The organism is Spirillospora sp. NPDC048911 (assembly GCF_043198015.1).
GTDB lineage: Bacteria > Actinomycetota > Actinomycetes > Streptosporangiales > Streptosporangiaceae > Spirillospora.
The window spans coordinates 421,797-439,041 of record NZ_JBICUD010000002.1; the positions used below are offsets into that span (position 1 = coordinate 421,797).

The following is a 17,245-nucleotide window of genomic DNA, read 5'->3' on the forward strand; positions in this document are numbered from 1 at the left end:
AGGGAAGGCATGGCGTCAGAGCGCCATGGCCTGGAGTGGCGGAGCCGCGACCGTGAGCGGGTCATGGCGCCGCCTTGTCTGGACTGAGGAGGGAGGAACGACTGACGAGGGAAGGCATGGCGTCAGAGCGCCATGGCCTGGAGTGGCGGAGCCGCGACCGTGAGCGGGTCATGGCGCCGCCTTGTCTGGACTGAGGAGGGAGGAACGACTGACGAGGGAAGGCATGGCGTCAAAGCGCCATGACCCGGAGTGGCGGAGCCGCGACCATGAGCACGTCATCGGAACACCTCGCCGCCGTCGACGTTGAAGATCTGTCCGGTGATCCAGGCCGCGTCGGACGACAGCAGGAACAGGCACATGCCGACGAGGTCGTCCGGCGTGCCCATCCGCTTGAGCGCCATCTTGTCGCGCACGATCTTCTGCGACATGTTGCCGGGAACGACGGTGCGGTTGGCCTCGGTGTCGATGGGCCCGGGCGCGATGGCGTTGACGCGGATGTTCATGCTGCCCAGCTCGTGCGCGAGCTGCTGGGTGAGGCCGTTGACGCCGACTTTGGCCAGCCCGTAGAAGCCGGAGTACTGCCAGGCCGCCGTGGACGACTGGTTGACGATCGCGCCGCCGCCGCGTTCCTGCATGGAGGGGTGGCAGGCGCGGGCGCACAGGAGGGCGCCGTCCATGTTCACCGCCATGAACTTCTTGTAGTAGTCCCAGTCGACGGTGAACAGGAAGTCCAGCTTCATGGTTCCGAAGATGGCCGCGTTGTTGACCAGGAGGTCGATGCCGCCGAAGCGTTCGATGGCGGCGTCGGCCATGCCCTGGACGGATCCGGGGTCGGACACGTCCGTGCGCACGTACAGGCCCTTGATGTCGTCGGCGACCTCCTGGCCGCGTTCACTCAGGTCGGCGACGACGACCGAGGCGCCCTCGGCCGCCAGTGCCCGCGCGTACGCCTCGCCGATGCCGCCCGCGGCGCCCGTGACGATCGCGACCTTGTCTTCGAACCTCATGCGACTCCTTCAGAGATGGCCTTGGTCTGCAGGTACTCCTCGAACCCGGCCACGCCCATCTCCCGGCCGATGCCCGACTGCTTGTAGCCGCCGAACGGCACGTCCGCGGCGTACCAGACCCCGCCGTTCACGCTGACCGTGCCGGTGCGCAGCCGCGCGGCGACGGCCCGCGCCCGGTCGAGGTCGGCGCCGTGCACCGCGCCCGACAGCCCGTACGGGGAGTCGTTCGCGATCCGTACCGCGTCGTCGTCGCCGTCGTAGGGCAGGATCACCAGCACCGGTCCGAAGATCTCCTCGCGCGCCGTCCGGCTCTCGTTGGTCAGGCCGGTGATGAGCGTCGGCTCGATCCAGAAGCCGCGGTCGCGATCGGCCGGCCGCCCGCCGCCGCACGCGAACTCGCCGCCCTCCTTGATCGCCAGCTCCAGGTAACTTTCGACGCGGTCGCGCTGCCGGGCCGAGATGACCGGGCCGCACAGCGTCTTGTCGTCGTTCGGGTCGCCGACGCCGATCCGCCGCAGCGACTTGGCGGTGATCTCCACGGCCTGGTCGTAGGCGGCGCGCGGCACGAGCAGGCGCGTGGTGATGGCGCACCCCTGGCCCGCGTGCGTGGCGACGGTGAACGCGGCGTACGAGCACGCGGCGCGCAGGTCGGCGTCGTCCAGCACGATGAACGCCGACTTGCCGCCGAGCTCCAGGAAGACCCTCTTGAGCGACTCGGCCGCGGTGGCCATGACGGCGCGTCCGGTCGCGGTCGAGCCGGTGAACGAGACGAGATCGACCCGCGGGTCGCGGGCGAGCCGAGCGCCGAGCGCGTGGTCGGAGGACGTGACGACGTTGACCACGCCCGCCGGGATGCCGGTCTCCTCCGCGATCAGCGTGCCGAGGAGGGACGCGCACCACGGGGTGTCGGGCGCGGGTTTGAGCACGACGGTGTTGCCGGCGGCGAGCGCGGGGCCGAGCTTGGCCAGGTTGATCTGGTGGGGGAAGTTCCACGGGGTGATCGCGCCGACGACGCCCACGGGTTCCCTGACCACGCGCCGGTGGCTGGGGATGCCCATCGGCTCGGCCCGGCCGAGATCGGTGCTCCACTCGTACGAGCCGGCCAGGTCGGCGAACCAGCCGACATCGGCCACCGGTGCGTCGAGCTGCGCCCCGAACGTGAGGAACCGCGGCGCGCCCACCTCGGCGATCGTGAGCTCGCGCAGCTCGTCGGAGTGGCGCTGGAGCGCGTCGCGCAGCTGGTTCAGGCAGCGCACGCGCAGCTCGACGTCGGTCGCCCAGGTGGTGGAGTCGAAGGCCGCGCGGGCGGCGCCGACCGCCTGGTCCATGTCGTCGGCGGTCGCGTCGGCGGCCTCGCCGAGCACCTCTTCGGTCGCGGGGTTGAGGGTCTCGAACGTGCCGCCCGAACCGGGAACGAGCCGTCCGTTAACGAGCAAGCGATCGGTTGTTCTGGACACGTGTCCAGACTACAGTTCGGCTCATGACGGAACGCAAGCCCCGGGCGGACTATTCGGGCGAATTCGATCCAGACTTCAAGTTCGAGGACCTGTCGAAGGAGGCACTCGTCCGGCTGGTCAGGGAGTACGCGCTGATCGTCCATCTGCTCGATCGGTCCGCCCTGACCGCCGTCGGCCTCCGCTACGGCCAGCAGGTCGTCGAGGAGATCGCCATCGAGGAGTGGAAGGGCGCCAGCCCGATCTACACCGAGCGGGTCCGGCAGATCATGAAGATCGAGGGCGACGGGGTCTCGGCGATCTTCAAGCTGCTGCAGCTCGATCCGGGCTTCGCCCAGCACTACATGGACGTCGAGTACGAGCTGATCTCCGAGACGCACGGCTTCTTCCAGCTGCGGTCGTGCGGCGCGCTGCTGGACGTCGAGCCGTTCGGCGAACGCTCCATCAAGGGCATGTGCCACACGATCGAGGACGGCACGTTCGACATCACGGCGCAGGCCGTCAACCCGAAGGCGCGCATCCGGCCCGTGCACCGGCCGCCGCGCGTGCCCGCCGGGCGCGTGCCGCACTGCCGCTGGGAGGTCGTCATCGACGACGACACCGAGGTGCTCCCCGAGGCCCCCATCACCCGCATGACCCGGGGCACGACCGCCGCCTCGCACCGCTTCCCGCCCATGCGCGACGGCACCCCGCACATCCCGGCGTGATGGCGGTGGTCAGGGCCTGATGGCGGTGGTCAGGAGAGCGCGAGTTCGGTCTCGTGGCTCGTGGCGGCGCTTTCGCTGAGTGACCACTGGTCGAGCGCCGAGCGGCGGGCCGTTTGGAGGGCCTCCGGTGGGGTGGCGGCGATCTGGGCCGCCAGCGTGACGGCGGCCGGTAGAGCCTGTCCGGCGTCCACGACCTTTGAGACCAGGCCGTAGGTGAGGGCCTCCGCGGCGGCGAGGCGGCGACCGGTGAGGATCAGCTCCATCGCCCGCCCGTGTCCGACGATGCGCGGGAGCCGGACCGTGGCGCCGTCGAGACAGGGCAACCCCTTGCCCAGGTTGAGCAGACCGAACTCGGCTGTCGTGGACGCGATCCGCAGGTCGGCCCAGAGGGCGAGCTCGAAGCCGCCGCCGAAGCAGTAGCCCTCGATCGCGGCCACGACCGGTTTGGTGGCGTGGCGGCGCGTTACCTGCATCGGGGGAGGCCCCTCGATCGTCGGGGCAGGGAAGTCGCCTGCCGCGATCGCCTTCAGGTCGTTGCCGGCGCAGAACGTTCCGCCCGCGCCGGTGAGGACCGCGACCCGCGCGCCGGGGGAGGCCTCGAACGCGGCGAAGGCTTCGCGCAGCTCGTCTGCCATGGGACCGTCCACGGCGTTCCGTCGATCGGGGCGATCGATGGTGATGATCTGAATGGTGCCGTCGTACTCGATCTGCAGGGGCATGCGGACCTCCCGGGAGGGATATCTAGATCGATCGTCATACTAGATAGATCGATCTAGTGAGGGCAATGGCTAGGGTGGACGCATGGCGAACGACACCCGTCAGCGGCTGCTCGAGGCGAGCGCCCAGCTCTTCCGGGAGCAGGGATACGCGGGGACGGGCCTCAAGCAGATCACCACGGCCGGCGGCGCGCCCTGGGGGTCGCTCTACCACTTCTTCCCCGGCGGCAAAGAGCAGTTGGGCGTTGAGGCGATCGCGCACTCCGGCGCACGCTACGAGCGGCTCTTCGAGCTGACGTTCGCGCGTGCGGGTGAGGACATCGTCCAGTGCGTGCGCGACTTCTTCCAGCTCAGCATGGACGCGCTGGAGAACTCCGAGTGGGGTGACGGGTGCCCGATCGCCACGGTGGCGATGGAGGTGGCCAGTACGAGCGAACCGCTGCGGCATGCGTGCGCTGAGGTCTTCTCCTCATGGGAGGCGGCCTTCGCGCGCGGGCTGGAGGGCGCCGGGATTCCGCGCGAACGGGCGGAAGAGCTCGCCACCTACGCGCTGGCCGCGTTCGAGGGAGCCATCGTGCTCAGCCGTACGGCACATGACACTCGGGCTTTGCGGATCACCGCCGACCTCGTCGCCGCCACCGTGCGGGCGCATCTTCCCGACACGTAGTCTGCCGGCCTGTTCCTGGGCTGTTTCCCCCGCTGGTGACGTGGCTCACGGGTCGTGTCCGTTGTTGGGTGCTATCGGGCGATGTTACGTTCTGGACAGATCGTCAATAAGCCCTCTGCTTCCCAGCCCACCCAGGGGAGGCCGCGATGACCGCCCAGCTCGGCGAGCCCGAGAACATCGTTCTCCAAGCCCGTGACGTCACGTTCGACTGGTCCGAGGTGCCGCTGCACTGGATCCCGAACGATCCGGTCGCCACGCACCTCATCAACGTGCTGCACCTGCTGCTGCCCGCGGGCGAGGAATGGTTCGTCAGGGTCTTCAAGGAGGCCCTCCCGTTCGTCAGGGACGACAGGCTCCGCGAGGACGTGCTCGGATTCATCGGCCAGGAGGCCATGCACGCCGGCTCGCACGACGTCGTTCTCGACCACTTCATCGAGCAGGGTCTCGACGTGCGCCCGTTCGTCCGGCAGGTGGAGTTCATCTTCGAGGGGCTCCTCGGCGACCGGGACCTGACGGGCGAGCGCAAGCGGGCCTGGCTGTTCGAACGCGTCGCCATCATCGCCGCGATCGAGCACTTCACCGGCGTGCTGGGCGACTGGATCCTCAACGCCCGCGAGCTGGACGAGGCGGGCGCCCATCCGATGATGATGGACCTGCTGCGCTGGCACGGCGCCGAGGAGGTCGAGCACCGGCACGTCGCGCACGACCTCTACATGCATCTGGACGGCTCGTACGGCAACCGCGTCCGCGCCATGACCGAGACGATCACGATGCTGCTCGCGCTCTGGCAGCGCGGGCACCGCTTCCTGATGGCCCGCGACCCGCTGGTGAAGGGCCGGATCAAGGGCGGCCTGCGGCATCTGCGGCGGACCGGCCCGGCCGGGCTCACGCCTCCCGGCCGGCTGCTGGGCCCGTCGATCATGCGCTACCTGAGACGTTCCTACAGCCCGCTGAACGAGGGCTCGACCAGCCAGGCGCTGGCCTACCTCGCCTCGTCCCCGGCCGCGCAGGCGGCACTGCGGTGACGAGCCGGATTCCGCCTGACCTGCGCGGACGCCGCTCGCGCGACCCGTTCTGGGTGGCGGTCAGCGCGCTGTTCCACGGCATCCACCGGGTGCGCTCCCTCCGCACACCCGTGCTTCCGAACATCCGGCCGGTCGACCGCAGCCTGACCCTGGTCGTCCGGGAGGTGCGGCGCGAGGCGGTGGACGTGATCAGCCTGCGCCTGGCCGCGTCCGACGGGGGAGTGCTGCCCACATGGCAGCCCGGTTGCCACCTTGACCTGCTGCTTCCCTCGGGCAGGCGGCGGCAGTACTCGCTGTGCGGGGATCCGGCCGACCGCCGTTCCTATCGCGTCGCGGTACGGCGGCTGCCCGATGGCGGCGGCGGTTCGGCCGAGGTGCACGAGGAACTCGCCGAGGGCAGCACGATCAAGGTGCAGGGGCCCCGCAACGCCTTCCCGTTCCTGGCAAGCGAGTCGTATCTCTTCCTGGCGGGCGGCATCGGCATCACGCCGATCCTGCCCATGGTCAAAGCGGCCGAGCGGATCGGCGCCGACTGGCGGCTGATCTACACCGGCCGCTCCCGCGCGACGCTCCCGTTCCTGGATGAGCTCGCCGAACTGCCGTCGAGCCGGGTCGAGATCCGGACCGACGACGAGCACGGCCCGCCCGACTGCGCGGACCTTCTCCGCGACGCGGGCACGTCGGTCTACTGCTGCGGGCCCGCGGGCATGATCGACGGCGTGCGCGCCGCGTTCTCCGCCGGAACCCTGCACTACGAACGGTTCACACCGCCCCCCATCGTCGACGGCCGCCCCTTCCAAATCGAACTCGCCCGTACCGGGGCCGTCATCGACGTCCCCGCCGACAGATCCGCGCTGGAGGCGATCAAGGAGGTGCTGCCCTCCGTCGCGTACTCCTGCCGGCAGGGCTTCTGCGGCACCTGCCGCGTCGGCGTCCTCGACGGCACCGCGGACGACTCGATGTTGATCTGCGTGTCCCGGGCCCAAGGTGGCCGTCTCACGCTTGACCTGTGATCACGGCACCGCCGCCGCCTCGGATATGCGACGCTTGGGGGGCTTTGAGACCTGCCTCCGAGGAGTAGACCGTGCCGGACACACCCAGCCTCGACCTGCCGGCGCGCATCGGCCGGTACCGGGTGATGGACCGGCTGGGCGAGGGCGGCATGGGAGTCGTCTACCTCGGCGCCGACGACTCCGGCCACAAGGTCGCCATCAAGGTCATCCGGCAGCAGTACGCCGCCGATCCCCAGTACCGGGCGCGGTTCGAGTCCGAGGTGTCGGCGGCCCAGCGCGTGCGGCCGTTCTGCACCGCCCCCGTCCTCGACGCCGACCCCAAGGCCGACCCGCCGTACCTGGTCACCGAGTACGTCAGCGGCTCCAGCCTGGCCGCCGCCGTCGACCGCCAGGGCCCGCTGCGCGGCGCCGACCTGGAAGCGCTCGCGGTCGGCATGGCCTCCGCGCTGACCGCGATCCATGACGCGGGCGTCGTGCACCGCGACCTCAAACCCGCGAACGTGCTGCTCTCCCCGTACGGCCCGCGCGTCATCGACTTCGGCATCGCCCGCGCCGACGACATGACCAGGCTCACCGCGACCGGCGGCCTCGTCGGCACCCCCGCCTTCATGGCCCCCGAACAGCTCAACGGAACCCCCGCCACCGCCGCGTCCGACGTCTTCGCCTGGGGCGCCACCGTCGCCTACGCGGCCCGCGGCACGACCTGCTTCACCGGCAACTCGATCCCGGCGATGATCCACCAGATCGTCAGCGGCGAACCCGACCTGCGCGGCCTGCACGGCACCGTCCTCGACGTGGTCCGCGCCGCCCTGGCCAAGGACCCGGCCAAACGCCCCACCGCGCAAAAACTCCTGGAACGCCTGATCTCAAGCTCTTCCACCCAGCAGCAACCGAGCACCGCGCCGTCGTTCCCCCCTCCGCAACCCGTCCTGCCGCCGCCCGCCGTAGGCACCGACCAGTCCGCCGCCCTGGTCGAACGGCAATACCGCGAGGCCGCCGAAGCAGGCGACACCGCCGCCATGTACAACCTCGGAGTCCTCCTGAGCTGGCGTGGCCAGACCGGAGAAGCCGACTACTGGTACCGCCGCGCGGCCGCCGCCCAACCGAGCTACGCCCACCAGCCGACGTACCACTCCGCCTACACCACGGCCCCGCCCGCGTCTCCGGCGCGCTACAACCACCTGGCCGTCTACGCGATCATCTTCGGCCTGGTCGGCCTCATCACCTGCGGCCTTTCCTCGCTTCCCGCGATCGTCGCGGGCCACATGGCCTGGCGCCAGATCGGCCGCACACAGCAACGCGGCCTGGGCCTGGCCGCGACAGGCCTCGCCCTGGGCTACCTGATGGTCGCCTTCTGGCTCCTCGTCGCGTTCGGCCTCGCCCTCCCCGACGAGGACCCGGCCACCCAGCTCCCCACCCCGCCGCGACATGACAACGGGCCTGTCGGCGCAATAAATCCGTTGCCATGATCGCCTCCGCCTGGCACCGTAGACCTCGTCAGGCCGTCCAAAGAGACGACGAGAGGAGGACCGGCCATGGAGCAGCAGCTATATCGACTGCCCTGGGCGTCACTCGCCCGCCAAGGCCGGTATCCCGCCTGACCTTCCGGCCCTTGCCCGAGTGACGCCGCCTAGAGGACCACCACGCGGCTCTACCCCAACGGCAAGAGGGGCCTCGCTCAGGACGAGGACGTTCCGGGTTCGAATCCCGGGAGCCGCACGCATGCCCCCGTAGTCCAACGGTAGAGACGGCAGCATGAGGTGCTGTGCGCTGCAAGTTCGAATCTTGCCGGGGGTACGACGCGAGCCCAAGAGCTCGCTCGAGGGGCGGCGCCGAAGTTCGGAGAGTCGGGACGGTCCGTAAAACCGTTGCCTCGCGCTGAGTGGGTTCGAATCCCACCCGCCCCACCACACCGTTTGTCTTTCATGCGCAAGCTGGAGAGTCGGGCCCGGCTTTGACATCCTCCCGCGACCGAGGGTGCGAGATTCCGACCTTGTTGAGGTCGGCGCCCGGACGGTTGCCCGGCGGGCCGGTTGACGCTTCACGGACCGGGCATCCTCGAGGTCTCCACGTCCTGTGACCGCCATGCCCGGCGGCCAGTGTGTTGATGGCTCCGACCGTGTCGGCATGCTCGGCGTGTCCACAGGACGTGCACACGAACTTCGCTTGGCTCTTGCGAGAGTCCGCGTCCACCATCCTGCACACCGGACATGTCTGCGACGTGCGGGCCGGATGGATCTTGCGTATTTCCGCGCCGGTACGGCGTGCCACGTTCCGCACCGCCGGCTCGAAGCCGTACCAGCCCTTGTCCGGAATGGCTGAGTTGAGTCCGGCTTTGGCTCGTACGTTGGTGCCTGGCCGGTCGAGGGTTCCTTTCGCGCTTGCGGTCATGCCGCTGATGTTGAGGTTTTCTAGCACGACCAGCGCCATGCCGGGCAGCAGTTCTGCGGCTGTCTGCGCGTGGAAATCGCGACGCCGGTTCCGTTCTCGCTCGCGTACTGCGTTGATCTTTGTGATGCATGGGCGCCGGCGCCTGGATCCGGGCCTGCACCGGTGGCGCTGTTTCTCCAATCGGCGCAGGCGTTCGCGTTCGCCGTCGGTCAGGAAGACGCGGTGAAAGAACCGTCCGTCGGAGGTCGCCACGGCGGTCGCGACGCCGCGGTCCACGCCGACTCGGCCACGCTCGAGAGACACGAGCGGTGCCTTGTGCCCGGTCTCGACGAGGAAGGACACCTGCCAGTGCGTGCGGTTCCAGCGGAGTGTCACGGATCGGATGCGCCCTCCCAGGGGGCGGCTCTGGCGGAACTTGATCCATCCGAGCTGGTTACTGGGCATGTGGATCTTTGTGCTCTTCCAGCGGGGCGTTTTGCGGCTAACGCAGAGGTAACACGGTTCACGTTATTCAGGGGTTATGCCCGGGGCGTGATGCTTGCCGTGGAGGTCGTGATGCGAGTGTTGGTCGTGGAGGATCAGGCCGATCTGGTGGAGATCCTCCTTGAAGGGTTGCGAGGGGCGGGGATGGCGGTGGACTCGGCGCTGGGCGGGGTGGATGCGCTGGAACTGCTCGCGGTGAACGAGTACGACGTGGTGGTGCTCGATCGGGATCTGCCGGACGTTCACGGGGATGAGTTCGGGGTGCTGGAGGTGCTGCTGGGGGCGGACGGGGCGGTCGTTTCCTCTGAGCAGCTGCTCGAACGGGTGTGGGACGAGCACACCGATCCGTTCACCAACACTGTGCGGGTCACGATGATGCGGTTGCGCCGCAAGCTTGGCGAGCCCGGTGTCGTGGCGACCTTGCCGGGCGTCGGCTACCGGATCGCCCGATGACCCTTCGGCTGCGGCTGACCGCTCTTTACAGCGGTTTGTTCGTTGGAGTGGGCGCGTTGCTCGTTGCGATTACGTACGCGCTGCTCGCGAGCAGGTTGCAGGCCGCGGCACCGCCTGACCTGCCGGAGCTGCCGTTCCGGCCGGAGGGTCTGCCTGGGGGAGTGCTCGACGAGGCGCTCGCGCGGCAGCGGGACCAGACGCTCGATCAGCTTCTGGCGCAGTCGATGGTCGCCCTGGCGATCGCGTCGGTGATCGCGGTGGCGCTGGGCTGGGTGGTGGCGGGCCGGGCGCTGCGGCCGCTGCGCGACATCACCGCGACCGCGCGCCGGTTGTCGACGGACAATCTGGACGAACGCATCGGGCTGGGCGGGCCCAGAGATGAGGTCAAGGAGTTGGCCGACACGTTCGACGCGATGCTGGCTCGGCTGGCCGCCGCGTTCGAGGCGCAGCGGCGTTTCGTCGCCAATGCCTCGCACGAGTTGCGGACGCCGTTGACGGTGCAGCGTGCCGCGGTGGACGTCGCTCTCGCCGAGCCGTCGTTGCGTTCTCTGACGGCCATGGCGGTGCGGGTCCGTGCCGCGACCCAGCGGCACGAGCGTCTGATCGCCAGCCTGCTCACGCTCGCGCGTAGCGAACGGGGCGTTGAGCATTATGAGGACGTCGACCTGGCGGAGACCGTGCAGACCGTTCTGGTCGGTACGGACACGCGGGATCTGAAGGTCGTTCCCCGGCTGCGGCCCGCGCCCGTGCGCGGTGATCCGGCGCTGCTGGAACGGCTGGCCGTCAACCTGCTGGACAACGCGGTCCGCCACAACACCGCTGACGGGTGGATCGAGGTGCGGGTGCGTTCGGAGAACGGCGCGGTGACCTTGCATGTCGCCAACAGCGGATCGGTCGTTCCGGCTGAGAAGGTCGACATGCTCTTCGAGCCGTTCCGCAGGCACGCGCCCGATCGATCCGCCGGCGGTCACGGGCTCGGCCTCTCCATCGTCGCCGCCATCGTTGAAGCACATGGTGGGAACTGCTCGGCTTCCGCCCGTCCTGAGGGAGGCCTTGAGGTCACCGTCGGCCTCCCTGGGCGTGCTGGGGTCTCTCCGCCTCGTTCTCGGCCAGCGTGAGGATGCTCGCGATGGCGAGCAGCAGCCCCGCGATCGCGCCGAAGATGTGGATCATCGCGCTGGATTCGCCCGTTCCGCCGCTGAACAGGCCCCACGCGAAGAGATAGCCCGCGCCGACCCACGCCGCGGCCAGGGCGCCCGGCAGCCGTCCGCGCCGGTGCACGAGGGCCAGGGCTCCCAGCGCGCCCGCGAAGGCGAGCGGCCCGCCGATGCCGACGAACGTCCGCTGGGCGGCCGTGACGAATCTCGGGTCGCCGCCCAGGTCACCGCCGCCGAAGGCCCACCCGAGCTGCGTCACGCCGACCGCGGCCGCGACCAGCGCCGACCCGTTGACGAACAGCACCTGGATCGAGCGGGTCGCCCCCGGCCGCAGCTCCTTGGCCGCCATGCGGAACAGATGCGGCCAGCGCGACCGCGCGTACAGCACGAACGCCCCCACCAGGGTGATCGCCTGGATGGTGAAGCCGCTGTAGACCACGGCGAAGACCCAGTTCGCCATGTCGCCGCTGTCCTCGTTGTCCGGCACGGGCGAGCCGCCGGCGATAGCCTGCACGACCATTCCCAGGGGGAGGCCGAGCGCGATCGGCGCGAGCAGCCCCGTCCCCACCCACATCGGCACGAGGACGAGCCACGCCGGGATCCGCCGTCCCCACGGATAGGTGAACGCGAAGACGATGAGGACGGCGACCAGCTCGGCCCCCATGGTGATCGCGTTGGCCACCTCGAACGCCGTGCCGTGCATCTCGGTGGCGGCGTCGCCGGACACTCCGAGGTCGCCGCCCGCCAGCCACACGAGCTTGAGGGCGATGTACGGGAGGCACGCGGCGACCGTCGCGAAGCAGAGCGCCCGCCGGACGGTCCAGGAGCGCCGGCCGGCGGTGTGGATCAAGGTCGTCATGCCGTCCAGGCTGGCCGGGCGCCCGCCGCCGTGCCTCCCGCCCAGAGGTGAACCGCCTCCCCTTCATGGGGGAGCCCTGGCGGGGTACGACTCCGCTCATGACCGACCGGCTCTTCATCGTCGTCCGCGAAACGACCGCCGACGTTTGCCGGCCCGTCCGGATGCGGGTCACCCCGCCGCTGCCCCACGACCAGGCGGTGGAACGCGCCCGTCAGGAGAACGAGGCGGCCATGCCGGACATCCGGTACACCGTCCAGCCGTGGGACTCCTGGCACGAGTGATCAGGGGGCGTTCGTCGTGGTGGCGAGCTCGCCCTTCTGGTTCTCGCCCCAGGCGAAGAGATAGCGGGTGCCAGGGACGGTGGTGACGCGAAGGTAGCCGCCGATGGGCATCTGCACGGGGGTCCAGGTCTTGCCCACCAGGCGGTAGAGGCTGCCGCCGCCGTCGGCCCAGTACGAGCCGTCGCCCGCCACGACGGGGTTGGCCGGCATGGACTTGGCGGGCTCGCTGAGCTCCTCCCATGACGTGCCGTTCCAGCGCAGCTGGTGGTAGATGGTGCTGTTGAGCTCCCTGAACTCGACCACGGGGCCGTCGAGGTCGTAGATGCTCTGGGACCAGGTGCGCTGGAACGGCTGCGGCAGGGGAACCGCCGCCCATGCGGTGCCGGTCCAGCGGCGGACGGCCGTCGCGGCGTCGTCGGAGTTCGCACGGATCGTGGCCCACAACCCGTCCGCGGTGGCGGCGTAGTAGTAGTCGGTGCGGTCCCCTGGCAAGTGGTCGAACGTGGTCCAGGAGCTGCCGTTCCAGTGCGAGATCTTGTCTTCGCTGAACGCGTACAGGTCTCCCTTGGGCGACTGCAGGACGTAGTTGATGTACCGGCCGTCCATCGAATGCCTCGTCCATGTGCCGTTGGCATAGTGGTGGAGGGCGTCCCTGTCTTTGAGCCAGAGGCCCTTCGAGTCGGCCCACATCTGCGCGCTCACGTGGGATGACGGCGAGTCGACCTGGGTCCATGTAGTGCCGTCCCAGTGGGCGAGATACTTGGTGATTCCCCGGTAGCCGATGAAACCGGACGCCCAGACGTTGTCGGACGAGACGGCCTCGACGTCGGTGATCTCGCCCTCGGCGCTGATGCCGGGCGGGGAGTAGCTCTTCCAGGACGTCCCGTTCCAGTGCTGGAGCATCGGCTTGGCGCCGATGTCCACGAGCGTGATGGGCGCGTGGCCCAGGTCGCCGGGGATGGCGACGTACACCTTGCCCTGGGAACCGGCGGCCCAGGCGTCCTTGGCGCCGACCACCTCCACGTCCCGGAATCCGCGGTCCGGCCAGGTCCAGGCGAGCGGGGACGGGCGCCACACGTCGTCCGCGTACGCCGGGCTCGCCAAACTGATCACTGTCGCGGTCCCGAGCGTGCCAGCAATCACTGTCATGATTCGCATGGGGGTCAGTGTCCGCCGTGCGGCGGCGAGTTTCTAGTCCCTTTCGCACAACGTCCGGGGCATTGACGCGAAGTTCATTCGCGATCATGTGCCCGCCGGGCGCCGCGTTCGCGCAGGTCGTTGATCGTCAGTGGCGTGATCTCACGAACGGGATCCGGTCGGCTTTGGCAAATCCCTCTATTTGCCCACAAACCGTGCAATGCGACCGTCCCTTCTGACCCGCCCGCCCCGCACATGACCAGGGTCCCCCTCCTGGCCGGGGCGCGGGCAGAAGGAGAGACTCGTGAAACGAGTCACCGCGTTCGCGCTGTCCACCGTGGCCGCGCTCGGTCTCATCGCCGGCCTGGCTTCGCCGGCGAACGCCACCCCGCCCAACATCCCCTCCGCGAGCACCGCCGCGTCCGAACTGGCGGCCCTCACCGTCGCGGCCGAATCGCACGAATCCACCTACGACCGCGACCTGTTCCCGCACTGGATCACGATCTCCGGCTCCTGCAACACCCGCGAGACCGTGCTCAAGCGCGACGGCACCAACGTCGTCACCAACTCCAGTTGCGCCGCGACCTCCGGCAGATGGGCGTCCCCCTACGACGGCGCGACCTGGACCGCCGCGTCCGACGTCGACATCGACCACATGGTCGCCCTCGCCGAGGCCTGGCGTTCGGGCGCGTGGGCGTGGACGACGTCCAGGCGGCAGTCGTTCGCCAACGACCTCACCAACGCCCAGCTCTGGGCGGTCACCGACAACGTCAACCAGGCGAAGGGCGACAAGGACCCGGCCGAGTGGAAGCCACCGCTCACCTCGTTCTACTGCACCTACGCCAGGGCGTTCATCGATGTGAAGTACGAGTGGGGCCTGTCGGTCGACAGCGCCGAGAAGTCGGCGCTGAGCAGCATGCTCGGCCGCTGCTGACACCACCGCCCACCGGCCGCCGTCCCGCCCCGCGCGGGGCGGCGGCCGGTTGTCGTTCCCGGGCCGCCGGTGGGTGGGTCAGGCTGTTCGCCAGGTTTTTCGGGGCTTGTCGTGCATGCGGCCAGGGACGCCGGGGCGCTGCTGCCATGGGTGCGGGCCTGCGGGGGGACGGTAGCCGACGCCCAGCGCGTCCAGGCGGGCGTAGTGGGCGGCGTTCATCCGGCGGTCGAAGTCCTCGAAGTCGCGTTCGTCGGGCTCGGGCAGTTGTGACCAGGCCACTTCGGCGAACGCGACGAGGCGGGGGAACGCCTGGTAGTCCACCCGGGCGCGGTTCTCGACGACTTCGGTCCACAGGTTGGCCTGGGTGCCGATGACGTGGCTCGCCTCAGGGGTTCCGGCGAGGCTGGGCGGTATGGGTTCGAAGCGGTAGACGTCTTCGAGCGTGTGCACCCATCCGAACGGCACGGGCTCGTCGGGCCCCGGCGCCTGTACGTGGTCCAGGTAGACCTCTTGCTGGGGGCACATCACCACGTCGTGACCTGCTCTGGCGGCTGCGATGCCGTTTCTGTACCAGCGCCAGCAGGTGACTGTCGCGCCCTCTGCCAGGCCGCCCTCCAGGATCTCGTCCCAGCCGACGAGACGGCGCCCGCGTTCGGTGAGCCAGCGGTCGAAATGACGGATGATCCAGGATTGGAGCTCGTCCTCGTCGTTGAGGCCTAGTTCGCGAATGCGTTGCTGGGCCGTGGGCGAAGCACTCCATTGGTCTTTGACGCACTCGTCACCGCCGATGTGGACGAACGGGCTGGGGAAGATGTCGAGCACTTCCTCCAGGACGCCCTCGTAAAAGCGCAGCATGGCCTCGGTCGGGGCGAGCACGTTGGGGTTGATTCCCCAGTCGGTCTTCACGCCAAGCGCCGAGGTGTCGATGACATCGCTGTTGCCGAGTTCGGGGTAGGCGGCGATGGCCGCTTGGGAATGGCCGGGCAGGTCGACCTCTGGGACGACGGTGATATGCCGCTCCGCGGCGTACGCGACGATCTCGCGCAGGTCATCTTGGCTGTAGAAGCCGCCGTGTGGCCGTTCATCCCACATCACCGGCTCTCTGCCCCAGCCCATGCGGGTACGTGGACGCCAGGCGCCTACCTCGGTCAGCCGCGGGTAGCGTTCGATCTCGATACGCCACCCTTGATCGTCGGTCAGATGCAGGTGCAGAACGTTGAGTTTGTGTGCTGCCAGCAGGTCGATATAGCGCAGCACATCGTCCTTGGGCAGGAAGTGCCGCGAGACGTCGAGCATGAATCCCCGCCAGGCGAATCGTGGTGAGTCTTCGATGACCACATACGGCACGTTGACCGGCTTGCTTTTGATGGAGGCACGGCGGAAGGCATCGGGGCCTCTGAGTTGCCGCAGGGTTTGGCCTCCCCAGTGGAGGCCGGCCTCGTCACCGCCCACGATCTCGACGCCGGCGGCCGAGACGGTCAGCCGGTACGCCTCGGGCCCGAGGGCGGGATCGACGCTGGTACGCACCTCTCCGAGCGGGCCCTCACCTCCGGTCGGCACGAGGCTGCGGGGGGCGGGGATCAGATTCAGTTCTCCGGTCATTGGTCATTCTTTCTATGAGCTGGAGTGCTGATGCTGCTCGGGCATGTGGCCCTCCGGATGGATCCACAGCATGACGTTGTCCGGCTTGGCGGTCTCCGCTTCCCGGAAGAACGCGAGGATCTCCCGGTCCGAATGGCGCAGGCTGAAGTGGGTCAGGATGAACTGCGTCTCGGGGTGGGCTTCGACCACGGGCTTCAGTTGGCTCCACACGGTATGCCCGACGCGGTTGGCGCGTTCCAGCTCGGCGTCGTGGAGAAAGGTGCACTCGGTGATGATGACCGGGTAGTCGAAGAGCCACGGGTTGCGGTCGAAGACGTTCACGTGCGTGTCACCCAGGAATGCGAAGAGCGGCCGGCGGACCTCCCCATCGACGTCGAAACCCTCCTTGCGTTTCCGCGCGATGATCCGGCCGAACTCATTGCTTCGGCCTTCTTGCGCCAGACTCTGCCGCAACTCCTCGAACTCGGGCAGCAGGGCCTTGCGCTTTTCCGAGAAGGCGTATCCGACGCACGGCACCTTGTGCTCGCATTCGACGACTCGCACGTGGTGTCCGCGGCGCCCGAAGGCGAACTCGTCGTCCTGCCGTACGCCGTGCAGTCGGTAGTCGCCCGCCAACGCCGGGTCGTAGCTCGGCCCGTGGTTGAGTTCGGCGGACGCGCGCAGATAGGACTCCACGTACGGCACCGCCTCGGCCGGGAGGTAGACGGCCGCGTCCGTGGCCAGGAAGTCGAGATCCTTGGAATGGTCGTGGTGCGTATGGGTCAGGAACACCGTGTCCACCTGCCGTCCTTCGCACAACCCCGCGTCCAGGCTGCACCGGAGCTCGGGGATGTGGAAGAACGTCTTGTCGTTGGCACGGGAGTAACCGGTCAGGGTCAGTTCGGTACCGGGTATTCGCCAGGTCTTCCACTGGCGGAACGGGTGTCCCTTTTCCAGGAGGTCAGGGTGCTCAGGAAGCCGCGTCATCGGGGCCGCCCCTCTCAAACCGGTCGTCGACCGGCTTTCTCCGGCCTGATGAATTTTTCGCTGATCGTAGCGAGCACCCTCCAGGCGTACAACCGGATATTCGGTGTGCGGGTTAGCGAATCGACATCCGTTTGATGCGGCAAATTTAGACCTACTCCACACCGGCCCGGAGAAATATGTGATTCTCAAAGCTGGCCTGGACGATTTCGCCTACCGTGACAATGGCCGAAAGTGTGTCTGCGAAGTGGACCACCCCGCTTTGCAACAGTGGAAACGCGACCGTTTGCAAGCCATCGGCGGGTCACTCTGGCGCCGCAGCGACGCGCTGCGCCCCATCGCGTTCGGCAGGCTCGCGCGGGCGGTCGTCCCCTGATCGTGAGCGGTCGTCCCGTG

18 protein-coding genes and 3 tRNA genes are annotated in these 17,245 nt (G+C 68.8%); 13 read left to right on the plus strand and 8 right to left on the minus strand.

Annotation, left to right across the window (positions count from 1 at the left end):
- Positions 1-275: 275 nt before the first annotated feature.
- Together ACGFNU_RS09150 and ACGFNU_RS09155 are read right to left on the minus strand one after the other, a co-directional pair.
- Positions 276-1,007 carry an SDR family oxidoreductase gene (locus tag ACGFNU_RS09150; RefSeq protein ID WP_392591676.1) on the minus strand — a complete coding sequence of 244 codons (732 nt, stop codon included), beginning with the start codon at positions 1,005-1,007 and terminating at the stop codon, positions 276-278.
- A complete protein-coding gene (locus ACGFNU_RS09155) occupies positions 1,004-2,443 on the minus strand; it encodes an aldehyde dehydrogenase (RefSeq protein WP_392591678.1) in 1,440 nt (479 codons plus the stop codon). The genes ACGFNU_RS09150 and ACGFNU_RS09155 overlap by 4 nt, the downstream gene beginning before the upstream one ends.
- 44 nt (positions 2,444-2,487) lie before the next feature.
- Between ACGFNU_RS09155 and ACGFNU_RS09160 the strand changes: the two genes are divergently transcribed.
- Positions 2,488-3,168, plus strand: coding sequence for a hypothetical protein (locus ACGFNU_RS09160; protein WP_392591680.1), 681 nt, complete (start codon positions 2,488-2,490; stop codon positions 3,166-3,168).
- Between the two features lie 29 nt (positions 3,169-3,197).
- Here the strand turns inward: ACGFNU_RS09160 and ACGFNU_RS09165 are convergent, their stop codons facing one another.
- On the minus strand, positions 3,198-3,887 hold the full coding sequence (locus tag ACGFNU_RS09165; protein ID WP_392591682.1) for an enoyl-CoA hydratase-related protein: 690 nt from the start codon (positions 3,885-3,887) through the stop codon (positions 3,198-3,200).
- A gap of 82 nt (positions 3,888-3,969) precedes the next feature.
- Here ACGFNU_RS09165 and ACGFNU_RS09170 point away from each other — a divergent pair, with 82 nt between their 5' ends.
- The 7 genes from ACGFNU_RS09170 to ACGFNU_RS09200 all read left to right on the plus strand — a co-directional run bounded on the left by ACGFNU_RS09170 (position 3,970) and on the right by ACGFNU_RS09200 (position 8,499).
- Positions 3,970-4,551, plus strand: a complete 582-nt coding sequence (locus ACGFNU_RS09170) for a TetR/AcrR family transcriptional regulator (RefSeq protein ID WP_392591684.1) — start codon at positions 3,970-3,972, stop codon at positions 4,549-4,551.
- Positions 4,552-4,697: 146 nt separating this feature from the next.
- On the plus strand, positions 4,698-5,576 hold the full coding sequence (locus ACGFNU_RS09175; RefSeq protein ID WP_392591686.1) for a metal-dependent hydrolase: 879 nt from the start codon (positions 4,698-4,700) through the stop codon (positions 5,574-5,576).
- Complete coding sequence (locus ACGFNU_RS09180; protein WP_392591687.1) at positions 5,573-6,589, plus strand: PDR/VanB family oxidoreductase; 1,017 nt, start codon at positions 5,573-5,575, stop codon at positions 6,587-6,589. Before ACGFNU_RS09175 ends, ACGFNU_RS09180 begins: the two co-directional genes overlap by 4 nt.
- A gap of 71 nt (positions 6,590-6,660) precedes the next feature.
- Positions 6,661-8,058 carry a protein kinase gene (locus ACGFNU_RS09185; protein ID WP_392591689.1) on the plus strand — a complete coding sequence of 466 codons (1,398 nt, stop codon included), beginning with the start codon at positions 6,661-6,663 and terminating at the stop codon, positions 8,056-8,058.
- A gap of 176 nt (positions 8,059-8,234) precedes the next feature.
- Positions 8,235-8,308, plus strand: a tRNA-Leu gene (locus ACGFNU_RS09190).
- Positions 8,309-8,313: 5 nt separating this feature from the next.
- Positions 8,314-8,386, plus strand: a tRNA-Leu gene (locus ACGFNU_RS09195).
- A 26-nt stretch (positions 8,387-8,412) separates the two neighbouring features.
- A tRNA-Tyr gene (locus tag ACGFNU_RS09200) sits at positions 8,413-8,499 on the plus strand.
- A gap of 13 nt (positions 8,500-8,512) precedes the next feature.
- Here ACGFNU_RS09200 and ACGFNU_RS09205 read toward each other — a convergent pair.
- Positions 8,513-9,424: an RNA-guided endonuclease InsQ/TnpB family protein gene (locus tag ACGFNU_RS09205; protein ID WP_392591691.1), complete on the minus strand. Its 912-nt coding sequence runs from the start codon at positions 9,422-9,424 to the stop codon at positions 8,513-8,515.
- A gap of 111 nt (positions 9,425-9,535) precedes the next feature.
- Between ACGFNU_RS09205 and ACGFNU_RS09210 the strand changes: the two genes are divergently transcribed.
- Both ACGFNU_RS09210 and ACGFNU_RS09215 read left to right on the plus strand, forming a co-directional pair.
- Entirely contained in the window at positions 9,536-9,916 is a 381-nt protein-coding gene (locus ACGFNU_RS09210; RefSeq protein ID WP_392593462.1) for a winged-helix domain-containing protein, read from the plus strand.
- A 56-nt stretch (positions 9,917-9,972) separates the two neighbouring features.
- Positions 9,973-11,034 carry a sensor histidine kinase gene (locus ACGFNU_RS09215; RefSeq protein ID WP_392591693.1) on the plus strand — a complete coding sequence of 354 codons (1,062 nt, stop codon included), beginning with the start codon at positions 9,973-9,975 and terminating at the stop codon, positions 11,032-11,034.
- Here ACGFNU_RS09215 and ACGFNU_RS09220 read toward each other — a convergent pair.
- A complete protein-coding gene (locus ACGFNU_RS09220; RefSeq protein WP_392591694.1) occupies positions 10,976-11,932 on the minus strand; it encodes a hypothetical protein in 957 nt (318 codons plus the stop codon). The two genes, ACGFNU_RS09215 and ACGFNU_RS09220, sit on opposite strands and share 59 nt — an antisense overlap.
- A gap of 98 nt (positions 11,933-12,030) precedes the next feature.
- Between ACGFNU_RS09220 and ACGFNU_RS09225 the strand changes: the two genes are divergently transcribed.
- A complete protein-coding gene (locus tag ACGFNU_RS09225; protein WP_392591696.1) occupies positions 12,031-12,213 on the plus strand; it encodes a hypothetical protein in 183 nt (60 codons plus the stop codon).
- Here the strand turns inward: ACGFNU_RS09225 and ACGFNU_RS09230 are convergent, their stop codons facing one another.
- On the minus strand, positions 12,214-13,362 hold the full coding sequence (locus tag ACGFNU_RS09230; RefSeq protein ID WP_392591698.1) for a hypothetical protein: 1,149 nt from the start codon (positions 13,360-13,362) through the stop codon (positions 12,214-12,216).
- A gap of 292 nt (positions 13,363-13,654) precedes the next feature.
- Here ACGFNU_RS09230 and ACGFNU_RS09235 point away from each other — a divergent pair, with 292 nt between their 5' ends.
- Positions 13,655-14,284 carry an HNH endonuclease family protein gene (locus ACGFNU_RS09235; RefSeq protein WP_392591700.1) on the plus strand — a complete coding sequence of 210 codons (630 nt, stop codon included), beginning with the start codon at positions 13,655-13,657 and terminating at the stop codon, positions 14,282-14,284.
- 78 nt (positions 14,285-14,362) lie between these two features.
- Here the strand turns inward: ACGFNU_RS09235 and ACGFNU_RS09240 are convergent, their stop codons facing one another.
- A complete protein-coding gene (locus ACGFNU_RS09240) occupies positions 14,363-15,886 on the minus strand; it encodes a beta-N-acetylhexosaminidase (protein ID WP_392591701.1) in 1,524 nt (507 codons plus the stop codon).
- Positions 15,887-15,898: 12 nt separating this feature from the next.
- On the minus strand, positions 15,899-16,852 hold the full coding sequence (locus tag ACGFNU_RS09245) for an MBL fold metallo-hydrolase (RefSeq protein ID WP_392591703.1): 954 nt from the start codon (positions 16,850-16,852) through the stop codon (positions 15,899-15,901).
- A gap of 103 nt (positions 16,853-16,955) precedes the next feature.
- Between ACGFNU_RS09245 and ACGFNU_RS09250 the strand changes: the two genes are divergently transcribed.
- Entirely contained in the window at positions 16,956-17,225 is a 270-nt protein-coding gene (locus ACGFNU_RS09250) for a class I SAM-dependent methyltransferase (RefSeq protein WP_392591704.1), read from the plus strand.
- Positions 17,226-17,245 lie beyond the last annotated feature (20 nt).